This is a genomic window from Luteibacter sp. SVR4-7G (genome assembly GCF_056755555.1).
Genome location: NZ_JBPGXO010000017.1, coordinates 1 through 21534, shown reverse-complemented (window position 1 = coordinate 21534; position 21534 = coordinate 1). Strand labels below are relative to the sequence as shown.

At 67.3% G+C, this 21534-nt stretch carries 24 protein-coding genes; 2 read left to right on the top strand and 22 right to left on the bottom strand.

Annotation, left to right across the window (positions count from 1 at the left end):
• Positions 1-5: 5 nt before the first annotated feature.
• The 22 genes from nuoH to ACR9ZH_RS08420 form a co-directional block, all read right to left on the bottom strand.
• Positions 6-1028, bottom strand: a complete 1023-nt coding sequence (nuoH, locus tag ACR9ZH_RS08525; protein WP_481290327.1) for an NADH-quinone oxidoreductase subunit NuoH — start codon at positions 1026-1028, stop codon at positions 6-8.
• Between the two features lie 2 nt (positions 1029-1030).
• The gene (gene nuoG / locus ACR9ZH_RS08520; RefSeq protein ID WP_481290326.1) at positions 1031-3346 is read right to left on the bottom strand and encodes an NADH-quinone oxidoreductase subunit NuoG; all 2316 of its coding nucleotides are present in this window, start codon (positions 3344-3346) and stop codon (positions 1031-1033) included.
• A complete protein-coding gene (gene nuoF / locus ACR9ZH_RS08515) occupies positions 3343-4686 on the bottom strand; it encodes an NADH-quinone oxidoreductase subunit NuoF (protein WP_481290325.1) in 1344 nt (447 codons plus the stop codon). The genes nuoG and nuoF overlap by 4 nt, the downstream gene beginning before the upstream one ends.
• A gap of 10 nt (positions 4687-4696) precedes the next feature.
• Positions 4697-5224: an NADH-quinone oxidoreductase subunit NuoE gene (nuoE, locus tag ACR9ZH_RS08510; protein WP_481290324.1), complete on the bottom strand. Its 528-nt coding sequence runs from the start codon at positions 5222-5224 to the stop codon at positions 4697-4699.
• Positions 5225-5245: 21 nt separating this feature from the next.
• The gene (locus tag ACR9ZH_RS08505; RefSeq protein ID WP_481290379.1) at positions 5246-6475 is read right to left on the bottom strand and encodes an NADH-quinone oxidoreductase subunit D; all 1230 of its coding nucleotides are present in this window, start codon (positions 6473-6475) and stop codon (positions 5246-5248) included.
• A gap of 27 nt (positions 6476-6502) precedes the next feature.
• Positions 6503-7231, bottom strand: a complete 729-nt coding sequence (locus ACR9ZH_RS08500; RefSeq protein WP_481290323.1) for an NADH-quinone oxidoreductase subunit C — start codon at positions 7229-7231, stop codon at positions 6503-6505.
• Between the two features lie 13 nt (positions 7232-7244).
• Positions 7245-7799 carry a NuoB/complex I 20 kDa subunit family protein gene (locus tag ACR9ZH_RS08495; protein ID WP_331543908.1) on the bottom strand — a complete coding sequence of 185 codons (555 nt, stop codon included), beginning with the start codon at positions 7797-7799 and terminating at the stop codon, positions 7245-7247.
• Entirely contained in the window at positions 7790-8146 is a 357-nt protein-coding gene (locus tag ACR9ZH_RS08490) for an NADH-quinone oxidoreductase subunit A (protein ID WP_481290322.1), read from the bottom strand. The genes ACR9ZH_RS08495 and ACR9ZH_RS08490 overlap by 10 nt, the downstream gene beginning before the upstream one ends.
• A 299-nt stretch (positions 8147-8445) precedes the next feature.
• Positions 8446-8805: a PilZ domain-containing protein gene (locus tag ACR9ZH_RS08485; protein ID WP_427455261.1), complete on the bottom strand. Its 360-nt coding sequence runs from the start codon at positions 8803-8805 to the stop codon at positions 8446-8448.
• Positions 8806-8839: 34 nt separating this feature from the next.
• Positions 8840-9802: a PIG-L deacetylase family protein gene (locus ACR9ZH_RS08480; RefSeq protein WP_481290321.1), complete on the bottom strand. Its 963-nt coding sequence runs from the start codon at positions 9800-9802 to the stop codon at positions 8840-8842.
• A 62-nt stretch (positions 9803-9864) separates the two neighbouring features.
• Entirely contained in the window at positions 9865-10800 is a 936-nt protein-coding gene (holB, locus tag ACR9ZH_RS08475) for a DNA polymerase III subunit delta' (RefSeq protein WP_481290320.1), read from the bottom strand.
• The gene (tmk, locus tag ACR9ZH_RS08470; protein WP_481290319.1) at positions 10797-11447 is read right to left on the bottom strand and encodes a dTMP kinase; all 651 of its coding nucleotides are present in this window, start codon (positions 11445-11447) and stop codon (positions 10797-10799) included. The genes holB and tmk overlap by 4 nt, the downstream gene beginning before the upstream one ends.
• Positions 11438-12460: an endolytic transglycosylase MltG gene (mltG, locus tag ACR9ZH_RS08465; protein ID WP_481290378.1), complete on the bottom strand. Its 1023-nt coding sequence runs from the start codon at positions 12458-12460 to the stop codon at positions 11438-11440. The genes tmk and mltG overlap by 10 nt, the downstream gene beginning before the upstream one ends.
• A gap of 2 nt (positions 12461-12462) precedes the next feature.
• A complete protein-coding gene (gene pabC / locus ACR9ZH_RS08460) occupies positions 12463-13299 on the bottom strand; it encodes an aminodeoxychorismate lyase (RefSeq protein ID WP_481290318.1) in 837 nt (278 codons plus the stop codon).
• The gene (locus ACR9ZH_RS08455; protein ID WP_481290317.1) at positions 13296-14642 is read right to left on the bottom strand and encodes an aminodeoxychorismate synthase component I; all 1347 of its coding nucleotides are present in this window, start codon (positions 14640-14642) and stop codon (positions 13296-13298) included. The genes pabC and ACR9ZH_RS08455 overlap by 4 nt, the downstream gene beginning before the upstream one ends.
• 4 nt (positions 14643-14646) lie before the next feature.
• Positions 14647-15936: a beta-ketoacyl-ACP synthase II gene (fabF, locus tag ACR9ZH_RS08450; RefSeq protein WP_481290316.1), complete on the bottom strand. Its 1290-nt coding sequence runs from the start codon at positions 15934-15936 to the stop codon at positions 14647-14649.
• A gap of 150 nt (positions 15937-16086) precedes the next feature.
• The gene (gene acpP, locus ACR9ZH_RS08445) at positions 16087-16326 is read right to left on the bottom strand and encodes an acyl carrier protein (protein ID WP_481290315.1); all 240 of its coding nucleotides are present in this window, start codon (positions 16324-16326) and stop codon (positions 16087-16089) included.
• 174 nt (positions 16327-16500) lie between these two features.
• Positions 16501-17244, bottom strand: coding sequence for a 3-oxoacyl-ACP reductase FabG (gene fabG, locus ACR9ZH_RS08440; RefSeq protein WP_481290314.1), 744 nt, complete (start codon positions 17242-17244; stop codon positions 16501-16503).
• Between the two features lie 26 nt (positions 17245-17270).
• The gene (gene fabD / locus ACR9ZH_RS08435; RefSeq protein ID WP_481290313.1) at positions 17271-18221 is read right to left on the bottom strand and encodes an ACP S-malonyltransferase; all 951 of its coding nucleotides are present in this window, start codon (positions 18219-18221) and stop codon (positions 17271-17273) included.
• A gap of 191 nt (positions 18222-18412) precedes the next feature.
• Positions 18413-19381 (bottom strand): beta-ketoacyl-ACP synthase III, encoded by a 969-nt coding sequence (locus tag ACR9ZH_RS08430; RefSeq protein ID WP_481290377.1) that lies wholly within the window; start codon positions 19379-19381, stop codon positions 18413-18415.
• 87 nt (positions 19382-19468) lie between these two features.
• Positions 19469-19663, bottom strand: a complete 195-nt coding sequence (rpmF, locus tag ACR9ZH_RS08425; protein ID WP_090054210.1) for a 50S ribosomal protein L32 — start codon at positions 19661-19663, stop codon at positions 19469-19471.
• An 18-nt stretch (positions 19664-19681) separates the two neighbouring features.
• Positions 19682-20197, bottom strand: coding sequence for a YceD family protein (locus tag ACR9ZH_RS08420; protein WP_481290312.1), 516 nt, complete (start codon positions 20195-20197; stop codon positions 19682-19684).
• A gap of 156 nt (positions 20198-20353) precedes the next feature.
• Here ACR9ZH_RS08420 and ACR9ZH_RS08415 point away from each other — a divergent pair, with 156 nt between their 5' ends.
• Both ACR9ZH_RS08415 and ACR9ZH_RS08410 read left to right on the top strand, forming a co-directional pair.
• Positions 20354-20800, top strand: coding sequence for a hypothetical protein (locus ACR9ZH_RS08415; protein ID WP_481290311.1), 447 nt, complete (start codon positions 20354-20356; stop codon positions 20798-20800).
• Positions 20797-21387, top strand: a complete 591-nt coding sequence (locus tag ACR9ZH_RS08410; protein WP_481290376.1) for a Maf family protein — start codon at positions 20797-20799, stop codon at positions 21385-21387. Before ACR9ZH_RS08415 ends, ACR9ZH_RS08410 begins: the two co-directional genes overlap by 4 nt.
• Positions 21388-21534: the final 147 nt, after the last annotated feature.

The following is a 21534-nucleotide window of genomic DNA, read 5'->3' as shown; positions in this document are numbered from 1 at the left end:
GGCTTTCAGGCTCCCGTGCCGAGGTGGACCCAGCCGAAATACTTCATGCAGCCGGCGACGAGGACCCAGACGATGGTGATGGGGATGAAGACCTTCCAGCCGAGGCGCATGATCTGGTCATAGCGGTAGCGCGGGAAGCTCGCGCGGAACCACAGGAACAGGAAGGCGAAGATGAAGGCCTTGATGAACAGCCAGTGGAAGCCGCCGTGGCCGATGAGGCCCCAGGATTCCGGGAACGGCGACAGCCAGCCGCCCATGAACAGGATCGAGGCGAGGAAGCTCACCAGGATCATGTTGGCGTATTCGGCCAGGAAGAAGATGGCGAACGCGGAACCGGAATATTCCACGTGGAAGCCGGCCACGATCTCGGACTCGCCTTCGGCCACGTCGAAGGGCGCGCGGTTGGTTTCGGCCACGCCCGAGACGAAGTAGATGACGAACACCGGCAGCAGCGGCAGCCAGAACCAGTCGAAGAAGTTGCCGCTCTGCGCGTTGACGATCGCCGTGAGGTTCAGGCTGCCGGTCAGCACCAGGACGCACACGATCGACATGCCCATCGCCAGCTCGTAGGAGATGACCTGGGCGGCCGCGCGCATGGCACCGAGCATGGCGTAGCGCGAGTTCGAGGCCCAGCCGGCGAGGATGATGCCGTACACGCCCATCGAGGTCATCGCGAGCAGGTAGAGCACGCCGGCGTTGACGTTGGCGAGCACGGTCTCGGGGCCGAACGGCACCACCGCCCACGCCGCCATGGCGGGCACGAGGGCCAGCATGGGCGCGAGGTAATACAGGAACTTGTTCGCGTTGGTCGGAAGGATCACTTCCTTCAGCAGCAGTTTGACCACGTCCGCGAAGGCCTGGAGCATGCCGAGGGGGCCGATCTTGTTCGGCCCCATGCGCACGTGCATCCAGCCGATGACCTTGCGTTCCCAGTAGACGAACATGGCCACCGCGATGATCAGCGGCAGCATGATCGCCACGATGAACAGCACGGGCATCAACAGGTGGTCGAAGAGTTGATCGGCCATGGTTATGCCTTGCTCAGGGTGATGGCCGCGCCGTACGGGGGCAGCATGGCGGTTTCGGGATGCGCGGCTTCGATCCACACGGCGCCCTTGGGCACCGCGGCATCGATCGCCACCGGCAGGACGGCATCGCCGATGCGGGCATTGCCGCCGGCGGCGAGACCGAGCGTGCCGGCGTCGTCCGCATGGATGCGGATGGCGGCCGGGCGGTTCAGCGGATGCGCGTTGAGCGCGCCGGCACGGCGGAGCACGGCGTCGCCGCGATAGATCGGCGTGGTGGCCAGGCGCGAGAAGCTCACGCCCGCGCCACGCGGTGCGAGTTGCTGGCGGGTCTCCGAGGCGCGCTCGGTGAGCCCGTCGCGCAGGCCGGCGAGGTCGTCGAACTCGAAGCCCGGGAGGTCCAGCGCGCCACCGAGGGCACGCAGCACCTTCCAGCCCGGACGCGCGTCGCCCGGGGCCTTCGCACCGGCGAGCACGGTCTGCGCATTGCCTTCGACGTTCACCAGCGTGGCGTCGATCTCCGGCGTGAGGCCGATCGGCAGGATCACGTCCGCCGAGTCCTTCAACGCCTCGCCCGCGAAGGCGGCGAACGCCACCACGGTCTGCGCCGAGTGCATCGCCTGCAGCGCGAGTGCGCCGTCGGCGAAGTCGTGCGGCGGCTCGACGTTGTAAAGCACATAGCCCTTGCGCGGCTGCGCCAGCATGGCGCGCGCATCGAGGCCGCCCGCGCCGGGCAGCACGCCCACCGCGGAGAGGCCCAGCGCGTTCGCGCCGACCGGGATCTCGTTGAAGGCGGCACCCGAGGCCTGCGCGATGAAGCGGGCGATGGCGCGCAGCCAGGACGCTTCCGGGTGCGTTGCCGCGGCGTGGCCGAAGACAACGATCGCGCCGTCGGTCGAGAGCGCCTTGAAGGCGTCGCGATGGGCGTCGGTCGTTTCGACGCCCTGCAGCGCCGGGGCCAGCGATTCCGGCACCGATGCGCCGTTTTCGCCGGCCGCCTTGGCCAGCACCAGGAGCTCGTTCACCAGCGCGTGCGGTGCGGCAACCGATTCGCCGGCCAGCGGGTAGTTGAAATTGAAGTGCGCCGGATTGACCGCGTACACCTTCGCGCCCTTCTTCACCGCCTGGCGGAGGCGATGGTTGAGGAGCGGCACTTCCTGACGCAGGTCGGAACCGACCAGCAGCGCGGCGTTCACCTTCTCGAACGACGCGATGGTGGAGGCGAACGGCTTCGCGAACGCGTTGTCGGCGAAGTCGAGCTGGCGCAGGCGGTGGTCGATGTGGGCGCTGCCCAGGCCGCGGGCGAGACGGACGAGCAGTTCGCCCTCCTCGTTCGAGGTGGCACCGTGCACCAGCACGCCGAGGTCGGAACCCGCGACGCTCCTCAGCGCCTCGCGCGCGACCGACAGCGCATCGTCCCACGTGGTGGCCGACCACTGGCCGTTGCGCTTCACCATCGGCGCCTTGACGCGGTCGGCAGCGTACAGGCCCTGGTGGCTGTAGCGGTCACGGTCCGAGAGCCAGCACTCGTTGATGGTCTCGTTGTCGCGCGGCACGTTGCGCAGCACTTCGCCACGGCGCGTGTGCATCCACAGGTTCGAGCCCAGCGCGTCGTGGTACCCGATGGACGGGCGCGCGATCAGTTCCCAGGCGCGCGCCTGGAACTGGAACGGCTTGTTGGTCAGCGCGCCGACCGGGCAGACGTCGATGATGTTGCCCGACAGTTCGCTTTCGATCGTCTTGCCGATGTAGGTGCCGATCTCCAGGTTCTCGCCGCGGCTCATGCCACCAAGTTCGTACGTGCCGGCGATCTCGCTGGTGAAGCGGACGCAGCGCGTGCACTGGATGCAGCGGGTCATCTCGGTGGCGATCAGCGGACCGAGGTTCTCGTCGGCCACGGTGCGCTTGCGCTCGTTGAAGCGCGACACCGAACGGCCGTAGCCGAGCGACACGTCCTGCAGTTCACACTCGCCGCCCTGGTCGCAGATCGGGCAGTCGAGCGGATGGTTGATGAGCAGGAACTCCATCACGTTGCGCTGCGACTTGAGCGCCTTGTCCGAACGCGTGAAGACCTTCATGCCCTCGCCCACCGGCGTGGCGCAGGCCGGCGCCGGCTTCGGCATCTTCTCGATTTCCACCAGGCACATGCGGCAGTTGGCGGCGATCGGGAGCTTGCGGTGGTAGCAGAAGCGCGGGATGGGGATACCGACGGCATCGGCCGCCTGGATGATCATCGACCCCTTGGCTATCTGCACCGGAACGCCGTCGATCTCGATGTTGACGAGATCCGGCGCGGCATTGGCTACGGGCTGCGCACTCATGCAGCGACTCCAGTGGTGACCGTGTCAGCCGGACCGTCGACGAGCGAACGGCCATGCTTCACGAAGTATTCGAATTCGTGCCAGAAGTGGTACAGGAAGCCCTGCACCGGCCATGCGGCCGCTTCGCCGAAGGCGCAGATGGTGTGGCCTTCGATCTGGCCCGCGACCGCCTTCAGGCGATGCAGGTCGTCCTCGGTGCCCTTGCCTTCGACGATGCGCGACAGCACGCGGTACATCCAGCCGGTGCCTTCGCGGCACGGCGTGCACTGGCCGCACGATTCCGCCATGTAGAAGCGCGCGATGCGGTGGCAGGCGCGAACCATGCAGGTAGTCTCGTCCATCACGATCACGGCGCCCGAACCCAGGCCCGAACCCGCCTTCTGCAGCGAGTCGTAGTCCATCGTGCATTCCATGATCTTTTCGGCAGGCAGCACCTTCATGGAGGAGCCGCCCGGGATCACCGCCTTGAGCTTGTTGCCGTTGCGCACGCCGCCGGCCATCTGCAGGAGGTCGGCGAACGAGGTGCCCAGCCTGATCTCGAAGTTGCCCGGGTTGTTGACGTGGCCCGACACCGAGAAGATCTTCGGTCCGCCGTTGTTCGGCTTGCCAAGGTTGAGGAACCACTCCGCGCCGTTGCGCAGGATGGCCGGCACCGAGGCATAGGTCTCGGTGTTGTTGATCGTGGTCGGACGGCCGTACAGGCCGAAACCGGCCGGGAACGGCGGCTTGAAGCGCGGCTGGCCCTTCTTGCCTTCCAGCGATTCCATCAGCGCGGTTTCTTCGCCGCAGATGTACGCGCCGGCGCCGAGGGCGTTGTAGATGTCCACGTCGATGCCCGAACCGCCGATGTCCTTGCCCAGCAGGCCGGCCGCATAAGCTTCCTTGAGGGCTTCCTCGATGTGCTCGAACGGCTCGTGGTGGAACTCGCCGCGCAGGTAGTTGTAGGCGACGGTCGAGCCCGTGCAGTAGCAGGCGATCGCCAGGCCTTCGATGACCGAGTGCGGGTTGAAGCGCAGGATGTCACGGTCCTTGCAGGTGCCCGGCTCGGATTCGTCCGAATTGCACAGGATGTACTTCTGGCCCGGCGCGGTGCGCGGCATGAACGACCACTTCAGGCCCGTGGGGAAGCCAGCGCCGCCGCGGCCGCGCAGCGCGCTCTTCTTGATCTCTTCGATCAGCGCGGCCGGATCGGGCTTCTCGGCGAGGATCTTGCGCCAGGCCTTGTAGCCGTCGACCTTCTCGTAGCTCTCGAGGGCCCAGGGCTTTTCGAAATGCAGGGTCGTGTAGACGACCTGGTGTTCCTGCGGTGCGGGTCCGACCGGACCGGTAGTGCTAGCCATTGCCCTTACCTCACTTGAGATCGTCGAGGATCGCGTCGACCGCTTCGGTCGTCAGCTTCTCGTGGTAGTGACCGTTGACGACCATCATCGGCGCGCCGGCGCATGCGGCCAGGCACTCCTCTTCCTGCTTGAGATAGATGCGGCCGTCGGCCGTGCTCTCGCCGGTCCTGATGCCGAGCTTCTTCTCGCAGTGGCGAACGATGCCTTCGGCACCGTTGAGCCAGCAGGAAATGTTGGTGCAGATGGCGACGTTGTTGCGGCCGACGGGCGAGGTCTCGAACATCGAGTAAAAGCTCGCGATCTCGTAGGCCCAGATCGCCGGCAGGTCGAGGTACTTCGCGACCGCGGTGATCAGTTCGTCCGTGAGGTAACCCTGGTTCTGTTCCTGCGCGCCCATGAGGCCCTGGATCAGCGCCGAGCGCTTGCGGTCCGGCGGGAACTTGGACACCCAGTGGTCGATGTGGGCGCGGGTGTGATCGTTGAGCACGGCGAGGGGATCGACGTCCTTGACCTGCTCGAAATGACCGGTGGCTTTCATGATTCAGTTCACTCCGTCGACTTAGCGGTCGACTTCGCCGAAGACGAGATCGTAGGTGCCGATCATCGCGACGACGTCGGCGAGCATGTGGCCCTTGACGATGGCGTCGATCGAGGACAGGTGCGCGAAGCCCGGCGCGCGCAGGTGCACGCGGAAAGGCTTGTTCGCACCGTCGGACACCAGGTAGCAGCCGAACTCGCCCTTAGGCGCTTCGACCGCGGCATAGGTCTCGCCCGCGGGCACGCCATAGCCTTCGGTGAAGAGCTTGAAGTGGTGGATCAGCGCTTCCATGTCCGTCTTCATTTCTTCACGGCTCGGCGGCGCGACCTTGTAGTTCTGCACCATCACCGGACCGGGGTTGGCCTTAAGCCACGCCACGCACTGCTGGATGATGCGGTTCGACTGGCGCATCTCCTCGATGCGCACCAGGTAACGGTCGTAGCAGTCGCCGTTCACGCCCACCGGGATGTCGAAGTCCATGTCCGCATACGCGGCGTACGGCTGCTTCTTGCGCAGGTCCCAGGCGATACCCGAGCCGCGCAGCATCGCGCCGGTCATGCCCCAGGCCTGGGCCTGCTCGGGGGAGATGACGCCGATACCGACCGTACGCTGCTTCCAGATGCGGTTGTTGGTGAGCAGCGCCTCGTATTCGTCGACGCGCGCCGGGAAGTCGTTGGTGAACTCCGTGAGGTAGTCCAGCATCGAGCCTTCGCGCCAGGCGTTCAGGCGCTTGAGGTCGCCGCCCTTGTGCCACGGCGATTCGCGGTACTTCGACATCTGCTCCGGCAGGTCGCGGTACACGCCGCCCGGACGGTAGTACGTGGCGTGCATGCGCGCGCCCGACACCGCCTCGTAAACGTCCATCAGCTCCTCGCGTTCGCGGAACGCGTAGAGGAAGACGGCCATGGCACCGAGGTCGAGCGCGTTCGAACCGACCCACATGAGGTGGTTCAGGATGCGGGTGATCTCGTCGAACATCGTGCGGATGTACTGCGCACGGATGGGTGCCTCGATGCCGAGCAGGTTCTCGATGGCACGCACGTAGGCGTGCTCGTTGCACATCATCGACACGTAGTCGAGGCGGTCCATGTAGCCGATCGACTGGTTGAACGGCTTCGACTCGGCCAGCTTCTCGGTACCGCGATGCAGCAGGCCGATATGCGGATCGGCGCGGACGATCGTCTCGCCGTCCATCTCCAACACCAGGCGCAGCACGCCGTGCGCAGCGGGATGCTGCGGGCCGAAGTTCATTGTGTAATTGCGGATTTCTTCCACGGCTTAATTCTCCCGCCAGTGGTCGGCGGATTCCGCCCTGGCCTGATCGAGGTCGGCGTCGTTGCGGATCGTGCGCGGCACCAGCACGCGCGGCTCGATCGAAACCGGTTCGTACACCACGCGCTTCTGCTCGGGGTCGTAGCGGACCTCGACGTTGCCGATCAGCGGGAAGTCCTTGCGGAACGGATGACCGACGAAACCGTAATCGGTGAGGATGCGGCGAAGGTCGGGGTGGCCGTCGAAGATGATGCCGTAGAGGTCGAAGGTCTCGCGCTCGAACCAGTCGGCGCCCGGCCAGATCGGGGTGATGGACGGCACCACCGGGAACGCGTCGTCCTCGCAGGACACGCGCAGGCGGATGCGCTGGTTGAGCTCGATCGACAGCAGGTGGATCACCGCGGCGAAGCGGCGCTGCTGCTCGATGTGGCGCGGACGCTCGGCCCAGGTGAAGCGGCCCATGGCCTCGCCTTCCACGCCGCGCGAGAAGCTCTCGCCCTGCGCGGTGTCGGTGTCCCACTCGGTCTTGCCGTAACCGAAGTAGTCGATGCCGCAAACGTCGATGATGGTGCCGAAGCGGAAGCCGGCTTCGTCGCGCAGCGCGGTAGCGACCGGAATGAGGTCGCGCGGAGCCACCTCGGCGGTGACTTCGTTGCGCTCGACCTTCACGTTCAGCATGTCGCCGAAGCGCGCGGCGAGCCGTTCGACCAGCGAGGTCTCGTTAATAACGCTCATGATGCCCTGGCCCTTAGCGCGCGATCGTGTGGGTGCGGCGGATCTTCTTCTGCAGCTGCAGGATGCCGTGGATCAGCGCTTCGGCCGTCGGCGGGCAACCCGGCACGTAGATGTCGACCGGAACGATGCGATCGCAACCACGCACGACCGAATAGGAATAGTGGTAATAGCCGCCGCCGTTGGCGCACGAGCCCATCGAGATGACCCACTTCGGGTCGGGCATCTGGTCGTAGACCTTGCGCAGCGCGGGGGCCATCTTGTTGACCAGCGTGCCGGCGACGATCATCACGTCGGACTGGCGCGGGCTGGGACGGAAGATCACGCCGTAGCGGTCGAGGTCGAGGCGCGCTGCACCCGCGTGCATCATCTCGACGGCACAACAGGCAAGGCCGAAGGTCATCGGCCACATGGAACCGGTGCGCGCCCAGTTCATCAGCGCGTCGACGCTGGTGACGCCGAAACCGCGGTTCACGACCGGCGCGTCGCCGTTCGGACGCAGGATGTCGTCGACGAGGTTCAGCGGCTCCGGGTTGTGCATCACCCGGTCGATGCTGGTCATCACTCCCATTCGAGCGCTCCCTTCTTCCAGACGTAAGCGAAACCGACGACGAGCAGCGCGAGGAACAGCGCCATTTCGACGAGGGCAATGATGCCGATCTTGTCGAAGACCACCGCCCACGGGAAAAGGAAGGCGATTTCGAGGTCGAAGATGATGAAGAGGATGGCGATGAGGTAATAGCGCACGTCGAATTTCATGCGCGCATCCTCGAACGCCTCGAAGCCGCACTCGTACGGAGCGAGCTTCTCCGCGTCCGGGCGCTTCGGACCGGCAAGCATGCCGATCACCAGGAGGGCGATGCCAAGGCCGACTGCTGCGGCGATGAACAACAGGACGGGCCAGTATTGGGCAAGCACGATGCTGCGTACCTCCGCGCCTCGCTGGGCGCATCAGTGACCGTCGGCGGGGACGAGCGGTCCGGCTAGTGTCGCCGGAGCTTTTATCGAATCGATCCAAACGGGTCGATCCGTGCCGGCGCCACAAACGCGCCAGCGACTCCGGATATCCACAATCTCACGTTGGGGAACCGATCTATTGTACCAGTGCGTGCAGGTATGCCGACAAGCCTTAATGACAGGAAACTACCTCGCGAGGGTGGATTCGCAAGGTTTGTACCCGCGGCAGACCGGGCCAGACGCGCGAATGCGCCGGCGGGTCACATGGTCTGGGTCGGACGCTCCGAGGAGAGGGTTCCCGCTAGCAGGCCCTCGATCCGCTGCCGGGCAGCCTCGCTCTCCGGCGATTCGTTGAACTGGACGCCTACCCCGGCCGTGCGGTTGCCCTGAGCGCCCACCGGGGTGATCCATACCACCTTGCCGGCCACGGAGATCCGCTCGTTCTCGTCGATCAAGGTCACCAGGAGGGCCACTTCGTCGCCCAGGCTGTAGCGCTGGGCCGTGGGCGCGAACAGGCCGCCGGTTTTCAGGTACGGCATGTACGAGATGTACAGGGAGTTCACGTCCTTGATCTTCAGCGAAAGGATGCCCTGTCGTGGCGACGAGCTGGTGGCGTTCATGGACATCGGATCCCCTTAGTTGCGGCCATGCTAGCTAGCCCACCGGCCGGGCGACAAGCCCGACCGGCTCCGGGTCCTGCCCAGCCCAGCCGTAGCGGTCGTAGATCCAGGGGGTGGACAGATCGGCGGTGAGCTTCACGAAGGCCGGGCCCGGGGCGTCGCGCAAAGCCAGGACCCAGTCGCCTCCCACCTGCTCCAGCGGCGCCTTGCGCCAGGGCCATACCGCAACCCCCTGCCCGTCTGCCAGGACCAGGCGGAGGCGCGCACGGCTGAGCGGCCCGGGCCGCCACGGCAGGCGCAGCGCGCCGCTACCGGGCGCCGGCGGCGGCCGGTCGAAACGCTCGGGCCGCGAGGCGATCCGCAGCATGCGTTTCCGGCTGAGGGCCATTTGCGTCGCATGCTCCAGGACGGCGCACAGTTTGGTCGCCTGGCGCTCCGGATCGAGGTCCGGGACGAGGAGGTCTTCCGGTGCGGACCGTTCGGTACCGTGGACCATGTAGGTGAGCACCTCAGCCATGGATCCGGTCGCCGCAAGCGCCAGCCGCGCCAGCACGTGGGCCGAGCCGTGGTCGGGGTGGCTGTCGCCGAGATCGGGGATGACGACGAGGTTCGGACGCACCCGCTCCAGCACTCGGCGTACGGCAGCGATGGCCTGGCCGTGGCGGAGGCGCAATTCGTCCGTTACCTGCATGTCGTGCCAGCCGAAAGCGTGCAGGTGGTCGGTGCCGACGCCGAGCCGGCCCAGCGCAGCCGCAACCTCTCCACGCCGGCGGGCACCCCAGCGCGCGCGGGCCGCGGCATCGACGACGAGGCGCCGCTCCAGCCAGCGTTGCGGCCAGGGGTTGTCGTCGCCATCGGTAAGGAGCAGCACGTCCGCACGCCCGCCGGCGGCCAGCGTGCGCTGGATAAGCATGCCCGCGGCCAGCGATTCGTCGTCCGGATGCGGCGCGACGACGAGGAGGCGGGTGCTGCCGTCGATGACCGGATGGCGTGGCAAGGGAAGCTCCTGGTGGACCGATACGTCGGCTTGATTAAGACCGAAGCCGCGATAAAAGCGCGTCAACGCCAGGCGGCGAGTACTTCGAGCAGGACGAGGTCGGCGCGCAGGGGGCCGCGCAGGGCATCGCGCGCGCGATTGGCCTTTGCGTACCAGCCATCGAGCGCCTCGTCGTCGAGCTGGCTCTCCAGCGGAAGCGGCATGCCGCTAGCCCTGGCGCGCAGCTCGTCGGTGGCCGCCTGCGCGGCGAACCACAGGTAGCGCGAAGGATCGGCGGCCTGCCAGCGCTTGACGACCTCCATCGCATCGCCGCGGCCGGCGGCCAGCGCCTTGAGATCGTGGCGTACCTCGCCACGCTGTTTCAGCGCACCGTCGGCGGCCCAGGCCCGCGCCATCCCCGGATTGCCGCCCGCGGCATCCAGTGCGGCGGCCGCATCGGCCACGCCCTGCGCACGCAGCCAGTCCAGCGCAAGGTCGCGCGGCGGGACCAGGAAGTCGATCCGCTGGCAGCGGCTGCGGATCGTCGCCGGCAGGCGCGCCGGCTCATCGGCGACGAGGACCAGCAGGGTGGAAGGCGTCGGCTCCTCGAGCGTCTTCAGCAGTGCGTTCGCCGCCGCGGCGTTCATGCCGTCGGCGGGATCGATCGTCACGACCTGCCAGCCACCGAACTGGCTGGCCATCGACAGCCGTTGAGAAAGATCGCGGATCTGGTCCACGACGATCTCGCTGCGGGTGACGCCGTCCTTGCGCAAGCCGAAGGACAGCGCGACCAGGTCCGGATGGGAGCCCGCTTCCAGCAGCCGGCAGGCGCGGCAGGTACCGCAGGCCATCCCCTGCACCGGCTGCTGGCAGAGAAGTCCCTTCACGAAGGCGGCGAGGAAATCGCGCTTGCCCAGGCCGGCCGGGCCGGCAAGCAGGAGCGCGTGTGGAAGCGCGCCGCGCTCGCGCCGCGCCTGCAGGCGCGACCAGGCGTCTTCGTGCCAGGGCCAGAGGCTCACGGCGTCCATCCCGCGAACAGCCCGCCCACGCCGGTGATCGCCTGCGCAAGCACCTCGTCCTTCGATGCCGTGGCGTCCAGGAGGCGGAAGCGCGCGGGCTCGGCGGCGGCGCGTGCGCGATACGCATCGCGCACGCGTTCGAAGAACGCATCGCCTTCCACTTCGATGCGGTCGGCCTCGCCCCGGCCTGCGGCTCTCGCGCGGCCGTCGCTTACCGGCAGGTCGAGCAGCAGGGTCACGTCGGGTTTCAGTCCTTCGGCGGCCCAGCACTCCAGCGCTGCGATGCGCTCTTCCGGCTGCCCGCGGCCACCGCCCTGGTACGCATAACTGGCGTCGGTGAATCGATCGCAAAGCACCCAGCGGCCGCCGGCTAGCGCGGGCTCGATCACCTGGCGCACGAGCTGCGCGCGCGAGGCGAACATCAGCAGCAGTTCGGATTCGGCGCAGAGTTCGTTGTTGGCCGCATCGAGCACGACGGCACGGATGGCTTCGCCGACGTCGGTGCCACCGGGCTCGCGGGTCACCACGAGGTCCACGCCCTGCGCGCGCAGGTGCGCTTCCAGCCCCCGCAACAAGGTGCTCTTGCCGGCGCCTTCGCCGCCTTCGAGGGTGATGAACCGGCCGCGCTGGGAAATCGTCACTGGCATCGCTTCAACTGGTAACAGGCCACGGCCCGGTTATGTTGCTCCAGGGTCGACGAGAAGACGTGGCTGCCGTCGCCGCGAGCGACGAAGTACAGCTCCTTGCCATCTGCCGGGTGCAACGCCGCCTGGATCGCCGCGCGTCCGGGCAGCGCGATCGGCGTCGGCGGCAGGCCGACCCGCGTATACGTATTGTAAGGGCTGTCCGCGGTCAGGTCGCTGCGGTGGATATTCCCCGCATAGGCCGCTCCCATGCCGTAGATGACCGTAGGATCCGTCTGCAGGAGCATGCGCAATTGCAGACGGCGCACGAACACGCCGGCGATGCGGGGACGCTCGTCCGCCCTGCCCGTTTCCTTCTCCACGATGGACGCGAGGATCAGCGCCTCGTACGGCGAGGCGAGCGGCAGGTCGGGGGCGCGACCCGGCCATGCCGCGTCGAGCGTTTTCGACATCGCGGCATAGGCGCGCTTCAGGATGCTCGAATCCGTGTCCCCCTTCACATAAGCGTAGGTCTCGGGGAGGAAACGACCCTCGGGATTCTCGCCCTCGGCACCGACGCGCTTCATCAGTTCGGCGTCATCGACGCCCGCCGTGTCGTGCGTGAGCGTATCCACCGCGGCCAGCGCGCGGCGCAGTTCGGCGAAGGTCCAGCCGTCGACGATGGTGAAGTTGCGTTGCATGACCTTGCCCGCCGCCATGTCGGCGATCAGGTCGCGCGGCGTCATGGCCGGGCGCAAGGCGTACTCGCCCGCATGCAGGCGGCCCGATGCGTGCATCTCCATTGCCAGGAGGCGCCAGTAAAGCGGCGAGGCCCGGGTGACCTTGCGGGCGCGGAGGTCGCGCACGATGTCCTTGAAGGACGCGCCGCGAGCGACGTCGATACTCTGCCCTGTCGCCGGAACGGTCAGCGGCGTGCGGGCGAAGCGCGCCCAGTCGAACCACAGCCACGTGCCCGCGGCGATCGCCGCGATCAATACCGCCAGCAGGATGGCTCGCCACAGGGCGATGCCGCGCATTTTCATCGGTCGGAATCCTTGGGACCTGTTGGCGACGGCAGGCCGATCCCAAGCCAGTGCGCCTGCAGGGCGCGGGCGACGGGGCCGGGCTGCCACGAACGGGTTCCGAAAACCCGGACAGGGAGAATGCCGCGAACGGCCGACGTGAGGAAGACCTCGTCGGCCTCCATGAGTCGTGCCGGGTTCAGGCGGGCGACGGTCACGTTGCGCACCGCAAGCACTTCCGCACGCGCGACGCCCGCCACGCCGCAGCGGTCGACCGGTGGAGTGACCAGCTGTCCGGCGAATACGGCGAAGACATTGGCCGCCGTGGCGCAGACGAGGTCGCCGGCGGCATCGAGCATCAGCCCTTCCGCGATGGCGGGGTCGTCCCATTCGCTACGTGCGACCACCTGCTCCAGGCGGTTGAGGTGCTTCATTCCCGCAAGCAGGGGCTGGATCGCGAGACGGGTCGCGCAGAGGCGCACCGCGATGCCTTCGACACCCGCGGAGGCATCCAACGTCAGGGGCGAGACCGCGACGGCAAGCGTCGGCCGTGGCGAAGCCGGGGGCGCGTAGCCACGCGCGCCGCTGCCACGCGTGCAGGTGACGCGCGCCACGGCATCGTCCAGGCCGGCGGCGAGCCGGTGGACTTCGTCGAGCACGGCGGCGGTATCAGGTGACGGAATGCGCAGGCGCTCGCACCCCGCGCGCAGACGCTCCGCATGACGGTCCCAGAGCGGCACCTGTCCGCCGAACACCCGCACGGTCTCGAACAATCCGTCGCCGTAGGTGAAACCACGGTCCGACACGGACACGCGGTCCGCGTCGATGAAGTCGACGGACGTTCGCCGGGTCATGCCAGGCCGAACACGCGAAGCAGGCCGCGCGCCTTGGCCCGCGTTTCCTCGAGTTCCCGTTCCGGGACAGAATCCGTGACGATGCCCGCGCCCGCGCGCAGGGACACGTTCGCGCCTTCGACGGCAAGGGTGCGGATAAGGATGTTGAGATCCATGTCGCCGCTGTCGTCGAGGTAGCCGAGCGCGCCGGTATACGCCCCGCGCGGCTCCTGCTCGAGCGCGGCGATGATTTCCATGCAGCGCACCTTCGGGCAGCCCGTGATCGTGCCGCCGGGGAACGTCGCCGCGATGACCTGCCCGGGCGTCACGCCTTCGCGCGCACGACCACGCACGTTCGAAACGATGTGGTGCACGTGCGCATAGCTTTCCACCGCCATGAATTCGTCGACCTTGACGCTGCCGGGCACGCAGACGCGGCCAAGGTCGTTGCGCTCGAGGTCGATGAGCATCACGTGCTCGGCGCGCTCCTTCGGATGCGTGACCAGCTCGCGCACGCGCGCGGCATCGTCGTCTCCGGCGACCCGCGGCCGCGTTCCGGCGATCGGCCGCGTCTGCAGGACACCGTCGCGCGCTTCGACCAGCCGTTCCGGGGAAGAGCTCACCACGGCCCAGCCCGGCTGCTGCAGCAGGCCCGCGAAAGGCGCCGGATTCGCCGCGCGCAGCGCACGCATCAGGCCCGCCGGTGCCGGCGCATCGGCAAAGCGCGCCGTCCAGCGCCGGGAGAGGTTCACCTGGAACACGTCGCCCGCATGAAGGTGCTGGTGCACGCGCCGCACGCCATCGAGGAAGCGCGAAGGTTCGTCCTCTTCCACTGCCAGCGGCATCGGAAGCGCCTCGCCTGCGCCGGCGGCTTCCAGATCGGCGGCAAGGACATCCAGCCAGGCTTCGGCGCCCTCCTCCGCGACGAGCACGGTGCGCTGCTCGACATGGTCGAAGATGGCGGCGGCGGGAGCGCGCAAGGCGCACGCGACAGGCGCCGCGCCGTGCGCGACGGGCAGACGCAGGCTCGGCTCGATCTGGCCGACCAGTTCGTAGGCGAGGTAGACGACCCAGCCACCGTGGAACGGCAGGCCGTCGTCCACGCGCGGGCGGCGGTGGGCGGACCACGCCGCGTCGAGGACATCGAGGAAGCGTCCAGCCCGGACATCCCCATTCCCGTCGCGGGTCATGCCGTCCGCCGACAGGGTCAGCGACTCGTCGCCCATGGCGAAAAGGATGTCGAAGCGTGCCTGCGGCGTGCCGGTGACGGCACTGGCCAGGAAGGCCGCATAGCGCTGCGGATACGATGCGGCCGGCGCGAGGAGGTCGCGCCGGCCGGCAAGGGTTCGCGTGACGAAGGCCAACGCGTCAGGCGCGGCGGAAGACGAGCGTGCCGTTGGTGCCGCCGAAGCCGAACGAGTTCGACATGACGACCTGGATGTCGGCCTTCTCCGCCTTGTTCGGCACCAGGTCCATGCCGAGCGCCTCCACCTCGGGGTCGACGTTCTCGAGGTTCATCGTCGGCGGAATGATGCCGTCGCGCAGTGCCAGGATCGAGAAGATCGCTTCCACGCCGCCGGCGGCACCGAGCAGGTGGCCGGTGACCGACTTGGTGGAGCTGACCGCGAACTTGCCCTTCTGCGTGGCGTGCTCGCCGAACACGTTGCGGATCGCCTTGGCCTCGCCGAGGTCGCCCACCGGCGTGGAGGTGCCGTGCGCGTTCACGTACTGCACGTCTTCCGCCTTCAGGCCGGCATCGTGCAGCGCGTTGCGCATGGCCAGTTCCGCGCCGTCGCCGCTGGGTGCGGTGATGTGGTACGCGTCGCCGCTCATGCCGAAGCCGATGAGCTCGGCGAGGATCGTGGCACCGCGAGCCTTAGCGTACTCGTATTCCTCGAGCATGAGCATGCCCGCGCCATTGGACAGCAGGAAGCCGTCGCGACCGGTATCCCACGGGCGGCTGGCGCGCGTCGGATCGTCGTTGCGCGTGGACATGGCCTTGGCCGAACAGAAGCCGGCCATCGCCGTGGGCGTGGTGGCGAATTCGGCGCCGCCCGCCAGCATCGCATCGGCGTCGCCGTACTGGATGAGGCGCATGGCCATGCCGATGTTGTGCGCGGCCGTGGTGCAGGCCGAGACCAGCGCGATGTTCGGGCCCTTCATGCCGTGGTAGATCGACAGGTTGCCGGCCACCATGTTGATGATCGAGCTGGGCACGAAGAACGGCGATACCTTGCGCGGACCCTTGTCGCGCAGTTCGATCGCGGTGGCTTCGATGGTGTGCAGGCCGCCGATGCCGGCGCCTGCCGCGATGCCGATGCGCCCCGCGTTCTCGTCGGTGATTTTCAGGCCCGACTGACGGAAGGCGTGCGTGCCCGCGACGATGCCGTAGTGGATGAACGGATCCATCCGCTTGAAGTCCTTCGCGATGCTGCGCTTTTCGTCGTCGTCCGCGTCGGTGCCGGCGAAATAGGCTTCGACGGGATCGAAATCGCGCACCTCGCCGGCGATCTTCGTCGCGTAGGCGGTGGCATCGAAATCGCTGACGGGGCCGATGCCGCTGTTGCCTTCCACGACATTCTTCCACGCGGTGGCGAGGTCGTTGCCGACCGGTGAGACGATGCCCATGCCGGTCACTACCACACGTCGCTTACTCATGCGTTCTCATCCTTCACTTGTTCCGCGCAAACCATACGCGGGCGCAGGTTGCGTTACACGCAAACGAAAACTGCGCCATGACGGCGCAGCTTCCGTGTCGCTCGGAGATCGACGGGAGGCGGCGCCTCCGATCGACAACCAGTCGCTCGATCAGCTCTTGACGTGAGCCTTGATGTAATCGACCGCCTGCTGAACCGTGGTGATCTTCTCAGCTTCCTCGTCCGGGATCTCGCACTCGAATTCTTCTTCGAGGGCCATCACGAGCTCGACCGTATCCAGGGAATCGGCGCCCAGATCGTCAACGAACGACGCGTTGTTGGTGACTTCTTCTTCCTTGACGCCCAGCTGCTCGACGACGATCTTCTTGACGCGTTCTTCGATGGTGCTCATGTTGCCTTTACCTCCCGAGGGAAAATCCGGCGGCATTGTAGTGGCTAAGGACCGGGCCCGCCAGCATGCCGCCGTCACGTTGATGACGCCCGGCCGGGTGACGGCGGGCGCGAAATAGGGATTGTCTCTCAAATCCGGGCCGGTGGCGACTGCCGCCTGACCGGGGTGCCCTGATCAGGGCATGTACATGCCGCCGTTGACGTGCAGCGTCTCGCCGGTGATGTAGCGGGCCGCCGGCGAGGCGAGGAAGGCCACGGCTTCGGCGATGTCGGTGGCCTCCCCCAGGTGGCCCAGGGCAATGCCCGAAAGCAGCGCGGTGCGCTGTTCTTCCGGCAGCGCACGGGTCATGTCGGTATCGATGAAGCCCGGCGCCACCACGTTCACGGTAATGCCACGCGAACCAATCTCACGGGCCAGCGATTTCGAGAAGGCGATGATGCCCGCCTTGGCGGCGGCGTAGTTGGCCTGGCCCGGGTTGCCGGTGACGCCGACCACCGAGGCGATGCTGATGATGCGGCCCTTGCGCGCCTTCATCATGCCGCGCATCACGGCCTTCGACGTACGGAACACGGAGGTGAGGTTGGTTTCGATGATGGCGCTCCAGTCCTCCTCCTTCATGCGCATGAGGAGCTGGTCACGCGTGATGCCCGCATTGTTCACGAGGATGGAGACCGCGCCGGTCTCCTTCGCGATCGCATCGATCAGGGCTTCGATGGCCGGGGCGTCGGTGACATCGAGCACGCGGCCGTGGCCGCCGTGCGGAGCGAGGCGCTCGCCGATGGCGCTGGCCCCGCTTTCGCTCGTGGCGGTGCCGTACACGGTGGCACCCAGCTCGGCGAGGCGGGCGGCGATGGCGGCGCCGATGCCGCGGCTGGCACCGGTGACAAGGGCGATTTCACCCTTCAGGGAGGAGGTCATGGGATGTCCTGTGCTGCTTGTGGGGGTCAGACGGACGCCGGAGCCAAGGCTGCGTCGAGCTCGTCCGGGGTGCCGATGGCCTTGCCGTCGATCGATTTGTCGATGCGCTTGATCAGGCCGGTGAGCACCTTGCCGGGACCGCATTCCAGTGTCTGGACGATTCCTGCCGCGGCGAGCGCCTGCACGCATTCGGTCCAGCGCACGGGCAGGTAGAGCTGACGCATCAGCGCGCCGCGAATGTCCTCGACGGAGGCGTGCACTTTCGCGTCGGCATTCTGCACCACGGGAATCGACGGCATCGACCACGGCAGGGATGCCATACGCTCGCCGAGACGATCGGCGGCGTCGCGCATCAGCATGCAGTGCGAGGGCACGGAAACGGCAAGCTTCACGGCCTTCTTCACGCCGAGTTCCGCCAGGCGCGCCAGCGCGCGGTCCACGGCCTCGGCGTGGCCGGCGATCACCAGCTGACCGGGCGAGTTGTAGTTCGCCGGCGAGACCACCTGGCCTTGCGCCACTTCCTCGCAGACCTGGGCGATCTGCGCATCGTCGCCGCCGAGGATGGCGGCCATGGCGCCCACGCCCGGCGGCACGGCGGCCTGCATCAGGCGCCCGCGCTCCGCGACGAGACCGGCCGCGTCCTTGAGCGAGATGGCGGAGGCGGCCACCAGGGCGCTGTATTCGCCGAGGCTGTGGCCAGACAGCAAGGCCGGCACCCGGCCGCCCTGCTTCACCCAGACCCGCCATGCGGCGACGCTCGCCGCCAGCAGGGCCGGCTGGGTGTTCTCGGTGCTGTCGAGGGTTTCCTTCGGTCCGTCCTGGCTGATCGACCAGAGATCGACGCCGGCGCCCTCGGAAGCCTCGTCGAAGGCGGCGCGGACTTCCGGATGAACGGCCGCCAGTTCGGCGAGCATGCCGACGGACTGCGATCCCTGGCCGGGAAAGACGAAGGCGAGCGAGGCGCTGGATGAGGTCATGCGAGACGATTCCGGGACTTCAAACCGCGAATGGTGCCAGCAAGACAGGGGCGATGCACCATTCGCGGGCGTTTGGCAACGCCGGTATGTAGGAGCGCGCCTTGCGCGCGACAGCTTTTCGCCAGACGCAACAGGCCCTGTTCCTCACGGCCTCAAAAGATGTCGCGCGCAAGGCGCGCTCCTACAGGGGATCAATAGCGCAGCAAGGCCGAGGCCCAGGTGAAGCCGCCGCCGAAGGCTTCCAGCAGCAGGTTCTGCCCGCGCTGGACCTTGCCCGAACGCACGGCGTAGTCGAGCGCCAGCGGCACGGAGCCCGACGAGGTATTGGCGTGCTTGTCGACGGTGACGATGACGCGATCCATCGACATGTTCAGGCGCTTCGCCGTCGCTTCGATGATGCGCAGGTTCGCCTGGTGCGGAATCAGCCAGTCGACCTCTTCTTCCTTCATGCCGGCATCTTCGAGCGTCTCGCCCACGAGGGAATCGAGCGTCTTGACCGCGACCTTGAAGACCTCGCGGCCGAGCATCCTGATGCGCACGCCGTGATTGGGCTCGTCGCTGAAACCGGCGGACACGCCCACGGGGTTGAACAGCAGGTGCTTGAAGCCACCGTCGGCGCGGATGCGCGTAGTGAAGATGCCCGGCTCGTCGGAAGCTTCGAGTACCACGGCGCCAGCCCCGTCGCCGAACAGCACGCAGGTTTCGCGCTCGGTCCAGTCGACCATGCGGGTAAGCGTCTCGGCACCGATCACCAGGGCCTTCTTCGACTGGCCCGAGCGCACGAACGCATTGGCCACGCCAAGCGCGTAGACGAAGCCGGAACAGGCGGCGTTGACGTCGAAGGCGGCACAACCGTTCGCGCCCAGGCGGTGCTGGACGAGGCAGGCGGTGGAGGGAAAGACGAGGTCGGGCGTGGTCGTGCCGAGCACGATGAGGTCGATTTCCGAAGCCTTGACGCCGGCCGCCTCGAGCGCGCGCTGCGCGGCGAGGAAGGAGAGGTCGCCGGTGGTTTCACCTTCCGCGGCGACATGGCGCTGGGTGATGCCGGTGCGCGTGCGGATCCACTCGTCGCTCGTGTCGACAAACTTCTCGAGGTCGGCATTGGTCAGCACCTTTTCGGGAAGCGCGCTGCCGGTACCGATGATGCGGGCGTATTTCAGAACCGTATCCCCAGTGGTGGTTGCCAGAAACGCAAAACGGCGCGTTGCCGCGCCGCCTGCGTATCGATCATCCCTACAGCGGGAAGATCAATCCTCGACTTCGACCGCACCGCGGGTGTCGATGACCTTCTTGCCACGGTAGAAACCGTCCTTCGTGACGTGGTGACGCAGGTGGACCTCGCCACTGGTCGGATCGGTCGACAGCTGCACGGACTTCAGCGCATCGTGCGAACGACGCATGCCGCGGGTGGACGGGGTCTTGCGGCTCTTGGCAACGGCCATGACAAATCTCCAGCGAAATTACTTTATGAGTCCGCGGAGTGCCGCGAACGGGTTTTCAGATTTTTCCGCCGAGGAAGTGTCGTCCTCGGCGGGTCCCAATACGTCGTCGGGCAGCTCGTAGTCCGGATTCACCGGCACCAGGGGCAGCGCCAACAGCAGTTCGTCCTCGATCGTCGCGACCGGATCGAGCTTGCCGTCCTCTTCGACCAGCAGCGCCTCGTAACCGGGAGGCAGCGAAGCCTCCTCGTTTTCCTCGACGATCAGTCCGAGACGCGCATCGACTTCCACCGGCAGCTGGAACGGTTCCAGTGAACGCTGACAGATGACGGTCAATGCAGCCTGCGCGCGTACGGCCACGTAGGCGGTGCCGAATTCGTCGCGGCCGAAATCCAGCGCATAGGTTACGTCACCTTCGGTGGACGCGACCACCTCGCCCAGGCGCGAGAACGCCGATACGGGGAGTTGACCCTGGAACGAACGCCGCGCACGAACCTCGCGCCAAGCGTCCACGGACGATGGCAATGTCACGGACATAATCGGGAAATGGTAGGCATCAACATCTCTTAAGTCAACCGGTTAGAGGCCATGATGGCGTCACGCGGCGGTTTTGCGCGGCACGGCGACTTTCGGGCAGACTCCTTTCCATCGGGTCAGTTCGCCGCCGCGCGCCCACGAGGGGGAAGAGTCCGCGTGTTTTCCTTTGCTTATTATGCACTTGCCGCGACGATCGTGCTCGCCCTCGGCCTGTGCTCGTGGACGCTGCGCCATCAGCGCTCGCGGCGGCGGCATATTGCCCTGCAGGACCTCATGGACAATGCCGACCGCCTCGAGTCCGATCTCAAGGACTGCCGCGACCGGCTCCAGCGCGCGCACGCCGTCATGTCGGTCAGCCCGGACATTCCCGCCTCCGGCGAAGTGGAGGCGCAGCAGGCGGTCGATTCCGGGCTGCGCGCCCTGCTCCAGCAGCGCCTGTGGATCCGCGACCGGGCACCGGGCGCGAGCCAGCGGGAACTCGACGAGGCGGTGAATGGACTGTTGCGTGCCCGGCACCAGCTCGAGCCGCGCCTGCAGGCCCTGGACGACGCCCAGGCCGCCCTGGACACCGCCGTCCGCGAACACATCCACAAGGATTTCTGACCGTGTCGCCCCAGCCCACCGTCGTCCTCGCCTCCACGTCGCGGTACCGGGCCGGCCTGCTCCGTCGCCTGCTCGATCATTTCGAACAGGCGGCGCCGGGCACGGACGAAGCGCCCCTCGCGGGCGAGCGCCCGGTCGCGCGGGCCGCGCGTCTCGCCGAAGCCAAGGCGCGCGACGTGGCCGCGAGCTTCTCGGGCGCGGTGGTCATCGGCTCGGACCAGGTGGCCGACCTGGACGGCCGCGTGCTCGACAAGCCTGGCACCGTGCAGGTCGCGCACGAGCAGTTGGCCGCGAGTTCCGGCCGCGACGTGGTTTTCCATACGGCGGTATGCGTGATCGACCTGCATGGCGATGCCACCACGCATGTCGACGAAACCCGGGTCCGTTTCCGCGAACTTTCCGCCGAGGACATCGCGCGCTATGTGGAACGCGAACGGCCACTGGATTGCGCAGGCAGCTTCAAGTGCGAAGGCCTCGGCATCGCGTTGTTCGAGCGGATCGAGAATGAAGACCCGACAGCCCTGGTGGGCCTGCCGCTGATAGCAACCTCCCGCCTGCTGCGAGCCGCCGGCGTCGTCCTGCCCTGAACACCGTGGGGCGGCGAGCGTCGTCGCGCCCCGAACACCGCGGGCCGCAGTGTCGCATTGTAGGAGCGCGCTTGCGCGCGACGGCCTTTCGCACCAGTCCGGAAGCTGGCGCGCCAGCTCCCAGGCTCGGCCTCAAAAGATGTCGCG